Origin of the sequence: Leptospira mayottensis 200901116, assembly GCF_000306675.2 — a bacterium.
Taxonomy (GTDB): Bacteria; Spirochaetota; Leptospiria; order Leptospirales; family Leptospiraceae; genus Leptospira; species Leptospira mayottensis.
Genome location: NZ_CP024871.1, coordinates 1,302,514 through 1,320,000, shown reverse-complemented (window position 1 = coordinate 1,320,000; position 17,487 = coordinate 1,302,514). Strand labels below are relative to the sequence as shown.

Genomic DNA, 17,487 nt, shown 5'->3' with positions numbered 1-17,487 from the left:
TAGATAAAATTAATCCACCCCTCGGTCCTCTCAACGTTTTATGAGTGGTAGTAGTCACAAAATCGAAAAGTCCAACCGGAGAAGGATGATAGCCCGTGGAAACAAGACCGGAAATATGAGCAATGTCCGCCATCAGTTTCGCCCCTACTTCCTTCGCAATTTCAGCAAACTTAGAGAAGTCTATAGTTCTTGCGTAAGCGGAAGCACCCGCAACAATCAACTTCGGTTTGTGTTCCCTCGCAAGTTTCGCGATCTCATCATAGTCGATTGTTTCGGTTTTTGAATCGACTCCGTAAGGAATCGGTTTATAAATTCTGCCGCTTACGTTGACGGGAGAACCGTGGGTCAAATGTCCGCCGTGCGCAAGATTCATTCCTAAAAAAGAATCTCCGGGTTCCAAACAAGCAAGAAAAACCGCCATGTTTGCCTGAGCACCGGAATGAGGTTGAACATTAGCGTATTGCACACCGAAAAGTTTTTTTGCTCTTTCAATGGCGAGATTCTCCACGATGTCCGCATTGTGACAACCGTTGTAGTATCTTTTTCCCGGATAACCTTCGGCGTATTTGTTTGTGAGCGTGGAAGTATAAGCCTCTAAAACGGCTCTGGAAACAAAATTTTCGGAGGCGATCATTTCCAGGTTATTTTCCTGTCTTTCGTCCTCTTTTTTTAATGCTGCGAATATCTCTGGATCCGCTTTCGGAAGAAACTGCATCTGGCCCTTCTTTTTGATGATTACGAGTAAGTCCGATTTAGTTTCTTAGGATGAAATCCATCCTAGAATATTTATTTTCCAAAAGCCGTTTCGCCTCTCCAAAGACCGCTTTTGTAAATCGGAGATCCTTCTCTGAGCCCATTCTGAAAAGACCCAAAGATTCGGCAAATACATGAGAAAGATCCTGACCAAATTTTAGGGAAGAAAAATCGCTCGGAAGAGATGTCACAAAATCGGAATGTTTTCGATTCTTTCTGTATTCGGGTTCCTCGGGAGGATGTTTGAGCAGCCCGGAAACCCTTTCGATAAGAGAAGGTTTTAAGATCAAGGTACCGTGGTGTATAACCGCATTTCTTTTTCGAAACTGAGCGTTTCCGGAAATTTTTTTTTCCAGACCTTGTTCCAAAATAGCAAGATCCGATTTTCCACGACAAGAAGCGCTTAACGTTTGTCGCTTTAACGCGCTTATCACCAAATTTAAAAAATAGCCGTAGGATTCCTTTACTTTGTAGAGCTCAGGTTTTACATCCAAGGAAACAAAAAAAGTAAAATTCAGATTCTCCTCGGGATGATGAACGACCGTCCCTCCTCCGCTCACTCTTCGAACGATTGTGGGAAACTCCTTGTCGAAACGTTTCCTATATTTGAAACCCCGAATAGAATCCGAACCGTTTATTCCGGAAATTTCTTTCGGGCTTTTCGAAATCAAATTTTGACTCCCTGACGCGGTTAAATTTGTTCGGTTCTTTTCGGATTCCAAAACTAAGTTCAAAATTTCCGGCAAAACCGCACTTTTCTCTTTTTCGCCCGATTCCATAAAATTCCGCAATACTTCCGGTAAAACCGTATCTTCCGCCCGTTCCGAAAGCCCAAGCACGATGGAAAACGAATTTCTCCAAATTCTAAGTCCCGCTCCGTAACCGGACGATACGAAATGGAGTCCGATCGCTTCTTCAATGGCAAGATTGTAAGCGGCGGATCTCTTTGAGTCTTGTAGGAATGCAAATGTACGCATAAGATATGAGGACAAAAGTTCGGATTTAATTCCAAATTTTTTGAACTCTTACAGTTTCAAATATTCACTTTTGAGAATAAAGGATCCTTTCGAAACGATCCGTGCTCCCTCTTCTTTAAGACCAACTTTGATAACAACCTCGTCTCCCACGGTATCTCCCGTGATCACTTCTACGGCTTCAAAACTTCCGTCATCGTTCTGAAGAAACACGATGGACTTTCCTTCGATTTCATGAACAGCTTCCAGGGGAACAGTGCGTCTAGGTTCCGCTCCCGTATCGGCAACAATTCCCTTTACCTTTGCAGTTACGGATTGGCCCGGTTTTAATTTTCCATTTCGGTTAGAAACCATGATTCTCAATTTCGCGGTTCTTTTGACGTTGTCTAAAACGGTTCCTACGTATGCAACTTCGCCGCGGATACCGGGAGATTCCTTATCTCCCAGAGGATAGATATGCGCCTCTGCTCCTTCGGAAATCGTGCCTAAATCTTTTTCATACACTTCCAAAAGAACCATCAAATTGGTAAGGTTGGCGATGGTGAACAAATCTTCGTTTCTTGTGACCTGTTGACCTTGAACTGCTTTTCTTTCGGTAACCTCTCCGTTGATCGAACTTCTCAAAACGAGATTGGAAGAAACGTAAATTCCTCTTTCAATCCCCGCAATTTCCGCAGGAGTAAGTCCGTAGTTTTCAAGTTTGATCCGAGTTGTCTCCACTTCGATTTTTGCCGTTTTGTATTGCATATTCGCAAATTCGTAATCTTTCGCGGAAGTTACCTTCATATCGAAAAGTTCTTTCGCACGATCGGCTTGTAACTTTAACGCTTCAAGACTAGCCCTCGCTTTCACGTAAGAAGCCTCTACTTCTCCGAGCACCACAGAAGAAAGAATTGCAAGCGGAGAACCCTGACTTACACGATCCCCTTCTCTTACGAGAACCTTTTTGATTCTACCTTCGACCGTCGAACCAGCTCTTGCCATACTTTCGGGATCGTAGGAAATCCTTCCGGGAAGAGCGATCTCGTCGACCGCTGAAATCTCTTTCAGAGCGACAAACGTCAAGGGATGTCTTTTTAATATTTCTTCGGATACGGTAAATCTGTTTTTATCAACGACAGTTTGCTTTTTCTCTTCCGATTTTTTAAAGAAGAATTTTTTGTATCCGAAATATCCAGCGCTTAAAGCCGCAATAAGGACGAGAATGATCTTGTATCGTCTTATGATCATACGAATCTCCGAGATAGGATTATTCCCTCTCCGTTTTTTTTCCAACCGCCGCTTTATATATTTCGACCGCGTTGTAATAGAGATACAACACTTCGTAATAATCTCTGAGAACCGTAAGATAATTTTTCTCAGCTTGGAGAAAGGTTACTTGATCGGACGCGCCGCGGACATACGCTATCCTGGATTTTTGTTCCAGCTGTTTGTTCTTTTGTAACAGATTAATTCTTTCGTACTTTGCAAGAAGATCCTCTCTCGCAAGAAGTTCCTTCTTGGAAGCCTCGATCTCTTCGTCAACTTCCCTTTTTTTTGCCTCAAGTGCAAGTTCGAACTTCCTGTGTTCTTCTTTTGCGGAAAGAACCTTACCCTGACCTCTATCGTTTAAAGGAAGAGGAATAGTCGCAAAAACACCTGCATAGTGTTCATTGCCTTTGATTCTCCATTCTCCCCCGACTTGTACATAACCGAGAGCTTCTCTTCTCTGGAGATCAATGTTAAGCTTTTTCTCTTTGACTCTTTCTTCGAGTGCAGCGATATCGGGACGGTTAACTGTGGTAATTGCGGTATCTCTGAGCTTGAGTCCCAAGTCTTCCAAGGATTTAAATCTCATTTCCGTCTTAAACGCAAAGATTCCTTCCGCTTCCCGAATTCCAGAAAGGATTCGAAGTTCTTTTTCCACGAGCTGTCTACGAACAAGCGCGTCGCGGTAGAATTTTTCGACCTGAATTCTTTCCAACTCAAGTCTTTCGTATTCGAGAGGAGAGATGTCCCCCTTTTCAACTCGAAACTTCGTAAGCTCCAGAAGATCACTATAATTTTCATAAAATTCTTTATTATAATCTACTAAATTTGTAAGAAAGATATAAGCCCAGTAGTTCTGCCTGAGTCTGAGCCGAAAAAGCCTATCAAAGTTGTCAAATTCTCCTAATACCGCTTCAAAAGATTTTTTTGCCACCTTGGAACGAAGCGAAACCACTCCATATACGTCCAAATCCTGATAAAGCCCCGGCGCCAGTTCCATATGTCCTCCTTGAGAGCCATTGGCTCCGAGAACTTGTGGACCGGATGATCCTCCTCCTCCTCCGGGGACTCCGATGAACTGCTGTTGGAGTTGTATGATCGGATTTCTGTAGAGAGAAGCTGTGATCACTTTTCCCCTTTCGATTCTCATATTTTGTTTTTCCGCGAGGTAAAGAGGATTGTTGGAAACCGCATACTCCGTCAGTTTTTCCACATCCCAGTCTATGATCTTTCCGGAAAAAGACGCTGCCTGATTCGACTCAACTTCCGTTTTAGGCGGTTGCGTTTGTTCTTCTTGAAAAATTTGAGATTTTTTTTCCTCAAACTTTTTCTCTTCCGTTACGGTATGAGATTCAAAAGGAATTATTTCCGGGTAAATCCAAGACAATGGGAAAACAAATCCGAGAAAGCCGAAAACAAAAATTGTATTCACGAACTTTTCAGGTTTGAACCCGCGCATTCCTGGACTTTCCGTTTTCCCCAAAAAGAAAATCGGAAGCTTAAAACGATCCCAAATCCCAACTTGATCCCGATACTGCTTCAGGAAATTTCTTACCTTTCGGAAAGGTTCGTTTTTAAAAAACGATTCTCCTTTTAGAGCTCTTAAAACATTCTGTGAAGATACCATTTCCCCTGCACTTTCTTAAAGTATGGATTGATAAGTTCCTTCTCCAGTTGTATATTATCTTTGAATTTAAGTTTCAATTCGCATTCCGTCATACTTTCATAATAGAACTCGACCTCGATTCCTCCCGAAAGTAAAAACAAATCCCGAACCGTTCTTACGTTTTCAGAATTCTTTTGCTTTTTCAGGAGTTCCCGCTCAAAAAAATAAGTCTCGAAATAATTTCCTTTTTTGGAAAGTTCCTTTTTAATCTCTTCTCGGGTCCAAATTCCTTTCAGATCCAAAAGCAATCCGTCTTTTGGAGAAACTTGGTCCGGTAATTTTGAAAAATTTTTCCCTACCGTATCCTCCACCAGGTTTTTTATCAAAAGTAAAATTTGAGCCGTATCCTTACTATGATCTCCTGTGTGACCCGCAAGAAAGATCTTTCCAGCCCGAATTTCTATTTTTTTTAAGTTCGTTTCGGATTGAGTGGTTCCCTGTCCCGAAATCAAACCGTAGGAAAGGGTTAAACCTAGGAAAAAAAATATCCCGCATATTTTTCGGGGCAAAGATCGTTTGGAAAGAAAGTTCATGGCGGTTTTCACGTTCTCAAACAGCAAACGCGCCCAGTCTCTGAAAATCAATCCGAAAGTCGAAATATAGTGACGAAATAATATTTGTGTTCGTCTCTAAAACGCTGAAGTGAATCGATATTTTCTTTCGAATAGAACAAACACTTTCGAAATTTAAGGTAAAATCTTAGTACCAGGAATTTCTAATACGAATTTAGATCCAAATACTTTACCGGGAGTCGTAAAACCCGCTTGGAATTTTCCTTTCCCCACTTTGGCAACGGCCGCTAATGCGGATTCGACCGTAAACTCGTAGACTTCCGCACAACGCATTCGAATTGAAACTTTTTTCGAATTCGCTTCGGTCCAAGCCTCACCCCAAAGAAGAACCGTCCCTTTTTTTCTTTTTTCTTCACCGGGACCTCGGACGGTCAGTTCTACGAGTTTTTGCATTCCTTTAAGAATCAGAGAGTTTTTTAATAATAAAGCCGTAGGCTGTAACAGTTTCAGAATCTTAGTTTGAAACTCAGGCAAAGAAGAATACACTGTGATGTTCGGAATTCCGGTAGAAATAAAAGAAGTAAAAACATCTCCCCAGGGAATGGCAAAAAATTCCGCATATTTCCCACTGATCTCCACGACCTTTTTCAAACTCAATTGAGGAATTGTTTCGATCTTTCCGTTTCTTCTCACCCTACTTCCGTGAGGAAGTTGAGCAAGCATACTTTTTAAGGTTCCTCTGGAAATATCCGTAAAACCCGAAAAACCGAGTTCCAAAGAATGTGCCTTGGGAAGTTTTTCCTTGAGCATCACGGCAAGACAATCCGTAGGTACGACATCGAAGCCTACTCCCGGAAGAAGCATTACTTTTTTTGCAAGCGCTTTGGAAGATAGAGAATGAAGCGTTTCATATACGGAAATTTCTCCCGTGATGTCCAGATAGTGGACCCCGGATTCGATACAAACTTCCGCCATTGGAAGTGCAGTTTCTATAAAAGGACCGGCACAATGCAAAACCAAAAAACAATCCAAGATTTGGGCCTGAACTTCTTCCGGATTCTCCAAAGAAAAAATCCTGAATGGGAGACCTAGTTCTTCTGCAAGTGGACGAATCTTCGATTCAGACCTTCCTGCAAGGATAGGTTTTTGTCCCCTTTCAACAGCCCTTCTTGCGATCAATTCTCCGCTGTAACCGTTTGCTCCATATAAAAGCCAGTTCTTTTTCTTAGCCGCCATAAAGGCCAGATTTTTCTCAATCGGAAGAATTCGTCAAGTTTTGACGGAAATTTTCACAAGTTACGATCCAAGAATCCATTCCAAGAACTGACTTTGAAACGGTCCGACTTAATTTCACTTCTTACTCATCATTTCAAATCAGATAGATTTCGACCAAAATTCGTCGAGGACACTCTTCCCCAGTTTTCGACCCTATATCCGACAACGGATCTAGGGCTATGCAAAAACACTAGAATCACATATCATCACTCAAGCGCTTTCGCCCCTCATTTCAATTACATCATCTGTGGAAAACGGCTAACATGGAATTTACGAAAAAGTTTTCAAATCAACCAATTGGCCCTAGTTTTAGAAAAGATTGAAGTGTCAATATGTACTTTTCAAACTCATTCTTTTCAATTTCTTTCCCAATACAAAAGAAGTTCCATCGGATTTATTACACGACATCCCAATTTAGGATGGTTCGATTTACCATAACGGTTGTGACGAAAAAATGCTCATACTTAGTGGGTGTTTTTGAATTGACCGAGAAAGCGTTGAGGAACAATCTTAAAGAAGAACTTATTAGAGGCGTTATGGAAATCAATCTTGTCACGATCGCAATTCCATTTTTCTTTTTATTGATCTTTCTGGAAATTGGATTTTCCGCGTATCACAAGCGAAAACTCTATCGACTGAACGATTCGATCAACGATCTCTCAACTGGAACCGCGAGCCAGGTTGTGGGAGTTTTTTCGAAAACAATTACTTTAGCCGCTTATATTTATATTTATCAAAATTTTAGAATCTTCAACCTTCCTTCTTGGCCAAGTGAAGCTCTTTCCATCGTTCCCGCAAGTATGTTAGGGCTTAGTTCTCCGACTTGGGCTTGGATCGTTGTCGTAACAGTTTGGATCCTTTGTTTTATCGGTTACGACTTAGCCTATTATTGGGCTCACCGTCTGAGTCACGAAGTTAATTTTCTTTGGGCGGGACACGTTGTGCACCATCAAAGTGAAGAATATAATCTTACAGTCGCTTTAAGACAGGCCAGCCTTCACGGACTTTTTACCTGGGTGTTTTATCTTCCTTTAGCACTCATCGGTTTTTCTCCTATCGTGACAATTCTAAACGGACAACTCAATTTGATCTATCAATTCTGGATTCACACAAAAGCGATCGATAAACTTCCTCGTTGGTTCGAGGCGATTTTCAACACTCCTTCTCATCATAGAGTTCACCACGGAATCAATCCGAAATATATCGATAAAAATCACGGGGGTACTCTGATCGTTTTCGACAAATGGTTTGGAACCTTTGAACCAGAATCGGAAGAACCGGTTTACGGAACCGTTAAACCTCTTCGTAGTTTCAACCCAATTTGGGCGAATCTTCACTACTGGTGGGAAATGTTCGAGCTGGCTTGGAGTTGCACTCGTTGGTCGGATAAGATTAAGGTTTTTTTCGCCCTTCCCGGCTGGAGACCGGAGGAGTTCGGTGGTCAGTACCCGATTCCCGAAGTCTACTCAAATTCATTCCATAAATATGATATTGATCTTCCTAAAGGATTAAGTTTGTATTCTCTTGTATGGTTTATTATTTCCGTAGCATTGGCGTTCGGAATGCTCGTCAAGATAGGATCTCTTTCTTGGTTTAACATAGGAGTCATTAGTCTGATTACCTTGGTTTCTTTACTGGCGATAGGCGGAATTCTGGAAAGAAAACGCTGGGCTCTTTTTACGGAACCTATCCGTATGGCAATTCTAGTCGCGGGCGCTTACGCGCTTTCAGAAGAAATGAATATCACATTAGGTACTCTTGTTCTAGGAGTAATTTCCACAATGTGGTTTTTGAACTATAGAAATTTCTTTGCTTCTATTCAGGAAATCAATCCGGTTCAGGAAATTCTCAGAAGGACGGCTTAATAAAAACTCACTGACTTATATTTGAAAATCCTATCGGATAGCGAACAGAATATGTTTCTTCATCGATTGGAACATTTATAAATCCACTCAAGTCGTTGTTAGGAAGACAGAGGAGCGAGACAAAGCCTCTGTCTTTTGATTGAAAGTCCATCCAAAGACCCTAAACTAAATCGGTTCCAATCATTTTATACGTTCATAATAAAAACGCCGGAGTTCCAACAAATTACGCCACATCAGTTAAGTCCATGGGCTTTTAAACAGTCTTTCGTTGTTCAATTCCTATCTCAGTCAGTTGATACACAAGAACAGCTCCATCTGCGAAAACGTCTCTCGGATTATGGTCGAAGAAAACTGAAATGTCGGGAGAAGAACGAAGTTCAAAAAAATTCGTATAGGAAGCCGAATTACCGAGAATCCTCGGTTGATAAGGATAAGTTCTTTAAAAAATTTCGGTTTTTACTTTTGAAAATTCAAACACTTTCTAAAGTATAAATAAAACATTGGTTACTTAAATAGATTCTCAATTCGTTCAAAACGATTTCAATCGCCGATTCATCGTATTCTAAATGGTTAGGCAAAGGTAAAATCGTAATTTTGCTCTCTTCACGTTCCAGATTTAAACGCACTAAATTGTATTGATCCTTGCCGGCACTTGTAAGAAACCAAAACGAATTTCCGGAAATGAAATGAGGTTGCCTACAAGAATGACCTTTGAGATAAGGAAGCTTTTGTTTTTGAATCTTTTTGTTTATAAAGCTGAGAATCTGTAAAGAATCATCCAAACAAACTATCAATCTGAATTCCGAAAAAAGAATACTTTTGGGATACCCAGAATCTACCTTCCCTTGACTGATCAAATCGTACTGAAGGTTTAAGACCTGTACCTCTTCCTGATTCTGCACGACGATAAAATTTTCGTCAATTGCAAGTTCCTTCGCGCGAATGATTGATTTAAACGGTTTTTTTTCTCCCGTTGAAAGATCCTGTCGGAACAATTGTGCAGCCTTATAGACGACCTGGTCTTGATGAATCGCCGCGACCTCCGTCCCTTTTTCATCAATGACACCTCCGACTTTCGGAGAACTGAGATCGCTCAAGTCTATCCAAACAAAAGGATTAAAAAGACTCGTCATTCGGTTAAAAAGGATCGCCTTCGATCCTGAAATTTTCATGTTAAAACTATTTTTTGAACTCGGAAATTCAGTTTTTCCAACGAGTTTGAGATCCTCTATATTAGAAGTATCTAAAATACAGAAGAATTTTTGATCATCTTGACTTAGAATCGCTCCAATTTTATTTTCTCCTATGCTTTCAGCTTTGAGGATAGAAAAGGGTAGAGTTATTTTTCTCAAGAATGTAAGTTTATTAAAATAATTTTCTTTCGATTTCGGAGAAGAGTCTATCTTTAATCGATCCGCCAGTCGTTTAAGAAACAAAGAACCGACATTATGTGGAAAGCTTTCTTTTACTTTGCCGCTTTCGTGAGAAACAAAGTAAAGCATCGGTTGATTCTGTTCATTTTTTTCCTGCGGATGATATATCCACCAATCCGATTGTCCATCAATCAACGGGCTTTTGGCGTTTTCAAATTCTTCTTCGCCTATAAATTCATCTAAAAAGGAACCATGATCCCCTAATATAAAATCCCTATTGGCATTTTGGTCATTAGAATCTCCAAATTCAATCAACTGATGGACGCCAACTAATTTTTGAAAACTTTCCGGCCATGTTGTGACTTCTTCGGAGGAAACGGGCGCACTTGCCTTCAATAGAAAATTATTCTGAAACAAAACTTGAAAAGTATCCTCTTCAATCCGAACGCTTAAAACTTTCTGCATAATCGACTCCAGCAATCGATCGTATCCGGGACTATCCGCAAGATACGTAAAATGCAGAGTTAATGCTTTAGAAAAATCGGTCGCATTTATGATCTGTTGCCAACGTTTAAGATAATTAAGATTCGTTTCCATAATTTTTATATTGCTTTTGAGAGATCTTACTATTCCCGTTTGGTGTGGGTTAAAGTCAATTTAAATGCTTTCGTTATATCGTAGGAAAAAGACGCAGTAGTCTTTTTAGGATTGTGCAAATTTCTTTCTGATCGAATTTCCTTCAGAATGATGAATTCCCATTGCTCAAATTCGCAAAGATAGTATAACTTCGATTTTAGGAGTAAATTGTATGTTCGGAAGCCGAATTCAAAAAATTTCTTTCTTATCTTTGATTCTTTTTTTGGGAACTTTCATTTTAGTCATTTTACAGACAAGCTGTCTCAGTTCTTTCGGAGGAACTCCGGAAGGAAAACGACTCGAAAGAATGCGGACCTCTAAAATGTACAAAGATGGAAAATTCGAAAATGATCCCTTTGTTCCCAATATTGTTTCTGGAACTTATACAAATATCATCTGGAGACAACTTTTCGGAAACGAACAAAGAACCCCTCCCTCTTCGATTCCGGTGATCTATCCGAAAAGTTTTTCTCCAAACGCAGCTCCAGGATTAAGAACGATTTGGCTTGGTCATGCTTCCGTTTTGGTCGAAATCGACGAAGTAAGAATTCTCACGGACCCGGTGTTTTCAAATAAGGTTTCTCCATTTAAGAATGTAGGTCCGGAAAGATTTTTCCCACCTCCGATTTCCCTGGAGAACCTTCCTTCAATCGACGCGGTTGTAATTTCACATGATCATTACGACCATCTGGATATGGATACCACCAAATACCTGGCTTCCAAGGGAACGAAATATTTTGTCCCCTTGGGAATCGGCGCTCACTTAGAACATTGGGGAATTCCCGAAAACCAAATCATCGAGTTGGATTGGTGGGAAAAGGGAAATGTAGGTAAAGTTGAGATCGTCTGCACGCCTGCGGTTCACTATTCCGGAAGAGGACTCTTAAACGGCAAATCCACTCTTTGGGCCTCCTGGAGCATCATCGGTCCTAAAAATAAATTCTTTCATAGTGGGGACACCGGTTATTCTCCCCATTTTGCGGAAATCGGCAAACGTCTCGGTCCCTTCGACTTAACTTCGATTAAAGTCGGTGCCTACGATATTACTTGGGAAGGAATTCATATGAATCCAGAAAAGGCCGTTCAGGCACATCTCGACCTGAAAGCCAAAAGAATGCTTCCGATTCATTGGGGAACATTCAATCTGGCAATTCATCACTGGGACGAACCGATTCTACGAACCGTGAAATCCGCAAAACAATACCAAATCGACTTAGTCACTCCAAAACCGGGAGAAGTTGTCGTCGGAGGAACGGCCTTTGTCTCCGAAGCCTGGTGGGAGAAAGTCCGTTAGTGACGACGCCTACATGAATGCGAATTCGGTGTAAGAAAATTAGAAAAATTTTTCTTTAGGTAGGAGTTCCATATTTACGAAGATAGAACCCGGTTTCTAAAGCTAAAAATATAGAAGTTCTCATATTTAATTTTTCTCTCACCTTCCGGTTTCCAGTCGCTTTTAGCACCACTTGCGGGAGTATTCAACCAAAAGAAAAACTTTTGGAGATAAAGAATCTATCAAAATAGCAACCATTCATCACTCCAAAAACCTCCCAATGAATATAGGTCCAACACAAACAAAGTATCTACTAATCAGTCTCATCCATCTAGAATCCCAGTCCAAAGCAACGGCCCGTTCACCCAAGAACATTCGGGGTTTATGCAAATTATGCCTACAACCCAAGCTGTTTTCCTAACAAAAAAAGGTTGGAAAATCAACCTGAACGATCCCCACAAACCAGAAGTCAATATCTACCTTGGAGTTTCTTATTTGAATGATTCGTTGAATCTAAGGCCTCCTCACCGACCCAGTGTGGTCGAATACAACAAAATCATTCTTTCCAACCAATCCCATTTATTTGAAACTTAAGAGAAAAATTACGATTATTGAATTCTTTAAAGAGCCGTCGCTTCACTGTAACGCTTATGGATCAGCGTGAACTCAAGGCTGCCGCTCTCTATGGATCGGCGTTTCAGGAACCCAATCCGACTTATTGAAATATTTATCCTCTAATTCCCGAAGGGTCCCGGATCGCTCCAATTCCTCAAGAAAGAATTCAAAATTTCTAATAAACACTATATCTCCGTACGGAAACGCCGCGCTGATATCTTCCCTTTGTACAAGCTCAAGAAGGGGTCGGAAGTTGGAAGAGATCGATTTGTCCTTAAGTAAAAGCCCTTTGATATAGAAAGAATCCGCAACTAAACAATTTGCCGTTCCATTCTTAACCGCTTCCCAAGCGGCAAGGGTATCTCTATAAGTAAAAATACGATTGTTCTTGAATTTTTTCAGAAGATATTCGTGGCGATTAGAAAAAGATCTAACCGCAAACGTAACTCCGTTCACATCCGCTAAATCAAGGATACTTCTGAAATTCTGAGTCGTGATAATGTTTCCTTCTGGAGGAGGAGGAAGCGCGGATTTTCGAATCAATGCGGCGGGAGTTGCGACCAAATACGCCTTACTGAATTTTACTTTTTTAGATCTTTCAAGATTACTTGATATTCCGGATAACGCAATATCCGCTTCCTTTTTTTTGATTGCGTCCGCGAATTCATTAAATTCCTGATAAGAAACGAATCTATATTTTACTCCGAGAAAATCCGCATAGGCCTTTCCTAACTCGTAATCAAAACCCGGATAACCCTCCTTTGCGTTTACAATATAAAAGGGCTCGTAGGAGGAATCACCAGTGACTTTCAATTCCCCCTTTTCCAAAATTTCTTTGAGCCTGGATAAATTGTAAAATCTGAATGTGTTTTCCTCCACCCCAAAATATCCCACCTCGTTTATATTGCAAAGGATCCCTAAAAAAACGAAAAGAAAAGGTTTTATCGGAATTCCTCTTATAGAATTTTTAATACGGTTTACGGTGCTTAAAAACGCAACTAAAACCCATCGGATATATGATCGGGGAGTTTTGTTTTCGAATAGATCTTCAGAAAATCTCCATTGACCCATTATAGTAATCCTCTCATACAAAAAACCCCGCCGAACAAAATTCAGCCTAAATCACTTTAAACTCAAGCCCAAAAGTAGCTCTAATCTTCTCCGAGTTCTGAAAGATTTTTATAATATTCTAAACTTTCCGGATTACTAAGGGCTTCTTTATTCGTTACGGATTCGCCTTGAACAGTTCTTTTGACAGCAATCTCCACTTTTTTCATATTGATCGTATATGGAATATCCGCAATCGCAAGGATTTTAGAAGGTACATGTCTAGGAGAAATTTTTTCCTTAATTTCTTTTTTCAAGGTTTGAATGAGAGAATCGTCTAATTTTTTTCCGGGAGCCATCTTTAGAAACAAAACAATCCTTACGTCTTCCTTCCAATCTTGACCTATAATGACGGAATCAGCGACTTCAGAAAAAGTTTCAATCAGACTGTAAAGATCGGCGGTTCCAATTCTCACTCCACCCGGATTAAGAGTAGCATCCGATCTTCCATAAACGACAAGACCGCCGTTTTTCTTAAGTTCCACAAAGTCCCCATGACACCAAACTCCGGGAAAGGATTCAAAATATGCGGACTCGTATTTTTTTCCTTCAGGATCTTTCCAGAAATAAAGAGGCATGGAAGGAAAAGGTTGTTTGCAAACAAGTTCTCCCTTTTCTTCAACCACAGATTTTCCGGATTCATTCCAGACCTCTACATCCATCCCAAGACCTCTGGACTGTATCTCTCCTTCGTAAACGGGAAAAACGGGATTCCCCAACGCGAAACAACCGTTGAGATCGGTTCCTCCTGAAATCGAAGAAAGTTGAAGATCCTTTTTCCAATTTTGATATACGTATCGAAAACCCGCTTCAGTCAAAGGAGAGCCAGTAGACAACACAGCCCTCATCGACGAAAGGTCGAAATCCTTCGGCTGAAAGCCCGACTTTTCTAAAGTAAGAATGTATTTCGCTCCCACTCCAAAGACATCGGCCTTCTCTTCAGAAGCGATACGAAATAAAATTTCCGGCCCGGGATGAAAAGGATTTCCATCGAATAAAACGACTGTCGCGCCTACGGATAAGGAACTTACAAGCCAGTTCCACATCATCCAGCCGCATGTCGTATAATAAAAAATTCTTTCCCCGGCTTTGAGATCACAGTGGAGTACCAATTCCTTCCAATGATTGATCAGCACACCCACTCCCTGCACCATACATTTCGGAAGTCCGGTTGTTCCGGATGAATACATGATGTACACCGGATGATCAAAATCAATTTGATGAAATTCCGGTTCGGCTCCTTGATTTTCCCGAAGAATAGTTTCCAAAAAATGAATATTCTTTTTAGGATAGTCTTCCGGAAGTTCCGTGTCCGTCTGGTTTTTAAAATGCAGAATTCCTTTTTTGTAGTCCGATACGATCACCGCTTCGAGTGAAGAAATGGACGCAAGAATTTGAGTCAGATTCTCCGCAAGAGATAAATCCTTTCCCTTAAACGCATATCGATCCGTGGTAAACAGAACCTTGGGGATAATCTGCCCAAATCGATCCAACACTCCCTTGACTCCAAAATCCGGTGAACAAGAGCTCCAAATCGCTCCGATGGAAGTTGTTGCAAGCATTGCAATTACGGTTTCGGGAACATTCGGCATCAGCCCCACGATTCTATCCCCAGGCATCACCCCCCTTTTTTTCAGATCCTTTGTGAGAGCTCCCACATAAGAGCGTAACTCTGAATAGCTGATTTCTCTTCTGGAACCGTCTTCTCCTCTATAAATCAAAGCTGGATAAGAGTCAGTCCTTCGGAGTAGATTCTCCGCAAAATTGAGCTTGGCTCCCAAAAAAAATCGAGAATCCGTAAAACTCCGTCCGGCCCGATAGGGGGTTTCGTACTTTTTAGAATGAACGATTTCGGAAAACTCCCAGATGCTTTCCCAAAAAACTCCGACATCCTTTACAGACCAAGCCCTGAGTTCTTCGTACGAAGAAAAATGAAGGTCTTTCCTTTCCCTGAGAAACTTTTGATATCGGCTTAAATTGGAAGATTCGATCCGAGCGATGGAAGGCGCCCATAATTGTTGATGCATGTAAAAACTCGATTCCGTTTTTTTCGTTCTCTATTACATTTTTTTAAAAGGTCGGGTCAACATGAATTTTGATTGAGGAACGGAACACTCCGGATATATTTAGAAAAATAAATCCGAAAACGAGAATCTCCATTGAACTCATTCGAACACATCCATTTCGCCGAAATCATCCTTATCACGTCCGGAATCATTTATACTCTGCACGGTTTGATTCACCAATTGATCGTAGGAGGTGCAGTTGGCTTCTTTCAATTCAGAGAAGAAAGACAATCTCGTTTGATCTTAATGATGTGGATCACTACAGGAGCTTTTATGAGTTTCTTGGGATTTCTTCCTGCGATTCTGATTTTACTCTTCGGTTCCCAGCCTCCGGTGATAGCAACCTTAATTGCGGAAACAATCGCAGTCGGATTTTTATCTCTTCACATTTTTCTCTCGGGATATCGGACTCACACACAACCTGTAAAAATAGGCTTTTTTTTCAGTCTCGGTTTTGCAATCGTTTTGATTCTTTACCTTTTAAATCTTTGGGTTTGAACTTGTCTCAAATCCGTTTTGGGATTTTATCGGATCATAAAAAACGTGAAACAAACTTTAATTTTACTGCCAAATAATTAGCTGAAATGAAATTTTAAAAAACACTACCTTACCTACATCTGACGAATTCCGGAATATTGAAATATCTGGAAAATCCTTTACTGTAACCGGAATCTCTCAAACCAAAACTTTTAATACAAAAGAGAAATGTTCGAAAGAAGCGGAGAAATTACTGAATGAGAATATGAAAAAGGGAGGAAAAACATTTTATATCCATCCGACTGTTTGCAAAAATGGCAATCAATTGTTGACTCCAAAAATTTCCAGCTTTATTGAACCATTTCAAATATTTCGCTGATACATCCGTCGCTCTTAAAAGTAATTGTACAAAATGCCAAAAGTGTTTTTATTCAGGAGAAAACAAACTTGTTGTACAATGATTCAAAAGATATGCAGATAACAACTTTGTCAGCACCCACAACAACCTACCAAAGATAACGACTCAAACAACAGCTCTACAAGCCGGATGAACGAAACGGAAAACCGGAGTTAGGCGGGTTATGTTTACCGTTCTATTCATTTACCAATTACATACTGATGCAATATACTTGAAACCAAAGTCTGAGAAGAAACCCAATGCCTTGATTTTTAATAATTGAATATCTTTCCTTGCAATTCTGATATCTATTCTTTTATCTTTAATAGGGTATTCTTGACGGTATATTTGAATTTTTTTAAATATTAAACTTTATTACCGACCGGTTTCCATTCATTTCGCTCAATTGATGATTCTAAACTTTTTCTTCTTGGATAATTTACGTATTTTCAAACAGTTCTTTTCCGTTGTTCAATTTTTGTAGGAGTTCCCACGCCTTAAGATTTTAGTACAGACTCCGATTTCAAATCGAATCTTATGGAGCAACTCTGAATTTTTTCCAAGAAGAATCCGTATCTTTCTCAAACACAATTCTATCGTGCAAACGGCTGGAACGTCCTTGCCAAAATTCGATTCGGTTAGGATGAACCTCATAACCTCCCCAATGATTCGGAAGATCCACTTCCTTACCTTCATATAGTTTCGAAAATTCTTCAAAACGTTCTTCTAAAAATTTACGATTCGGAATTTCGTAACTCTGAGGAGAGACAACCGCACCGATCTGGGATCCTCTAGGTCTGGAATGAAAGTACACGTTTGATTCTTCTCTAGAAACCTTCTTTACGCTTCCTTCAATTCGTACCTGACGTTCCAACTCGGGCCAAAAGAAAACAAGACAAGCCCTCGGATTCTCTTCCAGTTCCCGTCCTTTCTTACTTTCGTAATTTGTATAAAAGACGAACGAGTCTTTCAGGATTCCCTTGAGAAGAACGATTCTTGCGTCCGGTTTTCCTTCCTTAGTCGCCGTAGCAAGAGTCATTGCATTAACTTCCAAAACTTCCGACAATACGGCTTCCTCAAACCATTTTTGAAAAAATGAAATCGGATCGTCTCCGATATCTTTTATATCCAAAGAAGATAAACTGTAATTCTTTCTAATTTCTGAAATTTTAGAGTTCATATCGGTTGAATTCAAAAAATAGGAACAGCTTTAAAGTAAAAGAAAAAATTTAAATTATCTCTTTCGTTTT

At 40.3% G+C, this 17,487-nt stretch carries 13 protein-coding genes and 4 pseudogenes (1 of these 17 only partly in view); 5 read left to right on the top strand and 12 right to left on the bottom strand.

Annotated elements, in window-relative coordinates; genetic code table 11:
• From glyA to LEP1GSC190_RS05830, 6 genes are all read right to left on the bottom strand, one after another.
• On the bottom strand, positions 1 to 715 hold the 5' portion of the coding sequence (gene glyA, locus LEP1GSC190_RS05855; protein WP_002760821.1) for a serine hydroxymethyltransferase. The gene continues 533 nt to the left of window position 1, outside the view; 715 of the gene's 1,248 nt are visible here — the first part of the coding sequence; it begins with the start codon at positions 713 to 715; the stop codon falls past the left edge of the window.
• Between the two features lie 37 nt (positions 716 to 752).
• Complete coding sequence (locus LEP1GSC190_RS05850; RefSeq protein WP_004280808.1) at positions 753 to 1,730, bottom strand: lipoate--protein ligase family protein; 978 nt, start codon at positions 1,728 to 1,730, stop codon at positions 753 to 755.
• A 48-nt stretch (positions 1,731 to 1,778) separates the two neighbouring features.
• Positions 1,779 to 2,963, bottom strand: a complete 1,185-nt coding sequence (locus LEP1GSC190_RS05845) for an efflux RND transporter periplasmic adaptor subunit (RefSeq protein ID WP_173380556.1) — start codon at positions 2,961 to 2,963, stop codon at positions 1,779 to 1,781.
• Between the two features lie 13 nt (positions 2,964 to 2,976).
• Positions 2,977 to 4,602, bottom strand: coding sequence for a TolC family protein (locus tag LEP1GSC190_RS05840; protein ID WP_002760666.1), 1,626 nt, complete (start codon positions 4,600 to 4,602; stop codon positions 2,977 to 2,979).
• Positions 4,578 to 5,174 (bottom strand): hypothetical protein, encoded by a 597-nt coding sequence (locus LEP1GSC190_RS05835; RefSeq protein WP_002760844.1) that lies wholly within the window; start codon positions 5,172 to 5,174, stop codon positions 4,578 to 4,580. Before LEP1GSC190_RS05835 ends, LEP1GSC190_RS05840 begins: the two co-directional genes overlap by 25 nt.
• A gap of 153 nt (positions 5,175 to 5,327) precedes the next feature.
• The gene (locus LEP1GSC190_RS05830; protein WP_002760652.1) at positions 5,328 to 6,389 is read right to left on the bottom strand and encodes a saccharopine dehydrogenase family protein; all 1,062 of its coding nucleotides are present in this window, start codon (positions 6,387 to 6,389) and stop codon (positions 5,328 to 5,330) included.
• Positions 6,390 to 6,964: 575 nt separating this feature from the next.
• Between LEP1GSC190_RS05830 and LEP1GSC190_RS05825 the strand changes: the two genes are divergently transcribed.
• Positions 6,965 to 8,293 (top strand): sterol desaturase family protein, encoded by a 1,329-nt coding sequence (locus LEP1GSC190_RS05825; protein ID WP_036034981.1) that lies wholly within the window; start codon positions 6,965 to 6,967, stop codon positions 8,291 to 8,293.
• Positions 8,294 to 8,573: 280 nt separating this feature from the next.
• On the opposite strand, the pseudogene LEP1GSC190_RS21280 reads toward LEP1GSC190_RS05825, so the two are convergent.
• Positions 8,574 to 8,720: pseudogene (locus LEP1GSC190_RS21280) on the bottom strand (LIC_12337 family protein); the annotation flags it as partial.
• A 43-nt stretch (positions 8,721 to 8,763) separates the two neighbouring features.
• Entirely contained in the window at positions 8,764 to 10,263 is a 1,500-nt protein-coding gene (locus tag LEP1GSC190_RS05820) for a hypothetical protein (protein ID WP_002760618.1), read from the bottom strand.
• A 211-nt stretch (positions 10,264 to 10,474) separates the two neighbouring features.
• Here LEP1GSC190_RS05820 and LEP1GSC190_RS05815 point away from each other — a divergent pair, with 211 nt between their 5' ends.
• Entirely contained in the window at positions 10,475 to 11,596 is a 1,122-nt protein-coding gene (locus LEP1GSC190_RS05815) for an MBL fold metallo-hydrolase (RefSeq protein ID WP_004280284.1), read from the top strand.
• Between the two features lie 129 nt (positions 11,597 to 11,725).
• A pseudogene (locus tag LEP1GSC190_RS05810) lies at positions 11,726 to 12,169 on the top strand (transglycosylase SLT domain-containing protein).
• A 72-nt stretch (positions 12,170 to 12,241) separates the two neighbouring features.
• Here LEP1GSC190_RS05810 and LEP1GSC190_RS05805 read toward each other — a convergent pair.
• Complete coding sequence (locus LEP1GSC190_RS05805; protein WP_002760799.1) at positions 12,242 to 13,261, bottom strand: substrate-binding periplasmic protein; 1,020 nt, start codon at positions 13,259 to 13,261, stop codon at positions 12,242 to 12,244.
• Between the two features lie 80 nt (positions 13,262 to 13,341).
• A complete protein-coding gene (locus tag LEP1GSC190_RS05800; RefSeq protein ID WP_004280582.1) occupies positions 13,342 to 15,324 on the bottom strand; it encodes an acetoacetate--CoA ligase in 1,983 nt (660 codons plus the stop codon).
• A gap of 132 nt (positions 15,325 to 15,456) precedes the next feature.
• On the opposite strand from LEP1GSC190_RS05800, the gene LEP1GSC190_RS05795 reads away from it, so the two are divergent.
• Together LEP1GSC190_RS05795 and LEP1GSC190_RS20165 are read left to right on the top strand one after the other, a co-directional pair.
• A complete protein-coding gene (locus tag LEP1GSC190_RS05795; protein ID WP_002760842.1) occupies positions 15,457 to 15,861 on the top strand; it encodes a hypothetical protein in 405 nt (134 codons plus the stop codon).
• 118 nt (positions 15,862 to 15,979) lie between these two features.
• Positions 15,980 to 16,117 (top strand): annotated as a pseudogene (locus LEP1GSC190_RS20165) (WGR domain-containing protein); the annotation flags it as partial.
• Between the two features lie 320 nt (positions 16,118 to 16,437).
• Here the strand turns inward: LEP1GSC190_RS20165 and LEP1GSC190_RS20720 are convergent.
• Both LEP1GSC190_RS20720 and pdxH read right to left on the bottom strand, forming a co-directional pair.
• Positions 16,438 to 16,644, bottom strand: a pseudogene (locus LEP1GSC190_RS20720) (antitoxin).
• Positions 16,645 to 16,772: 128 nt separating this feature from the next.
• Positions 16,773 to 17,417: a pyridoxamine 5'-phosphate oxidase gene (gene pdxH / locus LEP1GSC190_RS05780; protein WP_002760624.1), complete on the bottom strand. Its 645-nt coding sequence runs from the start codon at positions 17,415 to 17,417 to the stop codon at positions 16,773 to 16,775.
• Positions 17,418 to 17,487 lie beyond the last annotated feature (70 nt).

Bases quoted from the DNA above. Each gene is read 5' to 3' on its own strand.
- LEP1GSC190_RS05850 (WP_004280808.1), bottom strand. From the start codon at position 1,730: ATGCGTACATTTGCATTCCTACAAGACTCAAAGAGATCCGCCGCTTAC.
- LEP1GSC190_RS05840 (WP_002760666.1), bottom strand. From the start codon at position 4,602: ATGGTATCTTCACAGAATGTTTTAAGAGCTCTAAAAGGAGAATCGTTT.
- LEP1GSC190_RS05835 (WP_002760844.1), bottom strand. From the start codon at position 5,174: ATGAACTTTCTTTCCAAACGATCTTTGCCCCGAAAAATATGCGGGATA.
- LEP1GSC190_RS05830 (WP_002760652.1), bottom strand. From the start codon at position 6,389: ATGGCGGCTAAGAAAAAGAACTGGCTTTTATATGGAGCAAACGGTTAC.
- LEP1GSC190_RS05825 (WP_036034981.1), top strand. From the start codon at position 6,965: ATGGAAATCAATCTTGTCACGATCGCAATTCCATTTTTCTTTTTATTG.
- LEP1GSC190_RS05820 (WP_002760618.1), bottom strand. From the start codon at position 10,263: ATGGAAACGAATCTTAATTATCTTAAACGTTGGCAACAGATCATAAAT.
- LEP1GSC190_RS05815 (WP_004280284.1), top strand. From the start codon at position 10,475: ATGTTCGGAAGCCGAATTCAAAAAATTTCTTTCTTATCTTTGATTCTT.
- LEP1GSC190_RS05805 (WP_002760799.1), bottom strand. From the start codon at position 13,261: ATGGGTCAATGGAGATTTTCTGAAGATCTATTCGAAAACAAAACTCCC.
- LEP1GSC190_RS05800 (WP_004280582.1), bottom strand. From the start codon at position 15,324: ATGCATCAACAATTATGGGCGCCTTCCATCGCTCGGATCGAATCTTCC.
- pdxH (WP_002760624.1), bottom strand. From the start codon at position 17,417: ATGAACTCTAAAATTTCAGAAATTAGAAAGAATTACAGTTTATCTTCT.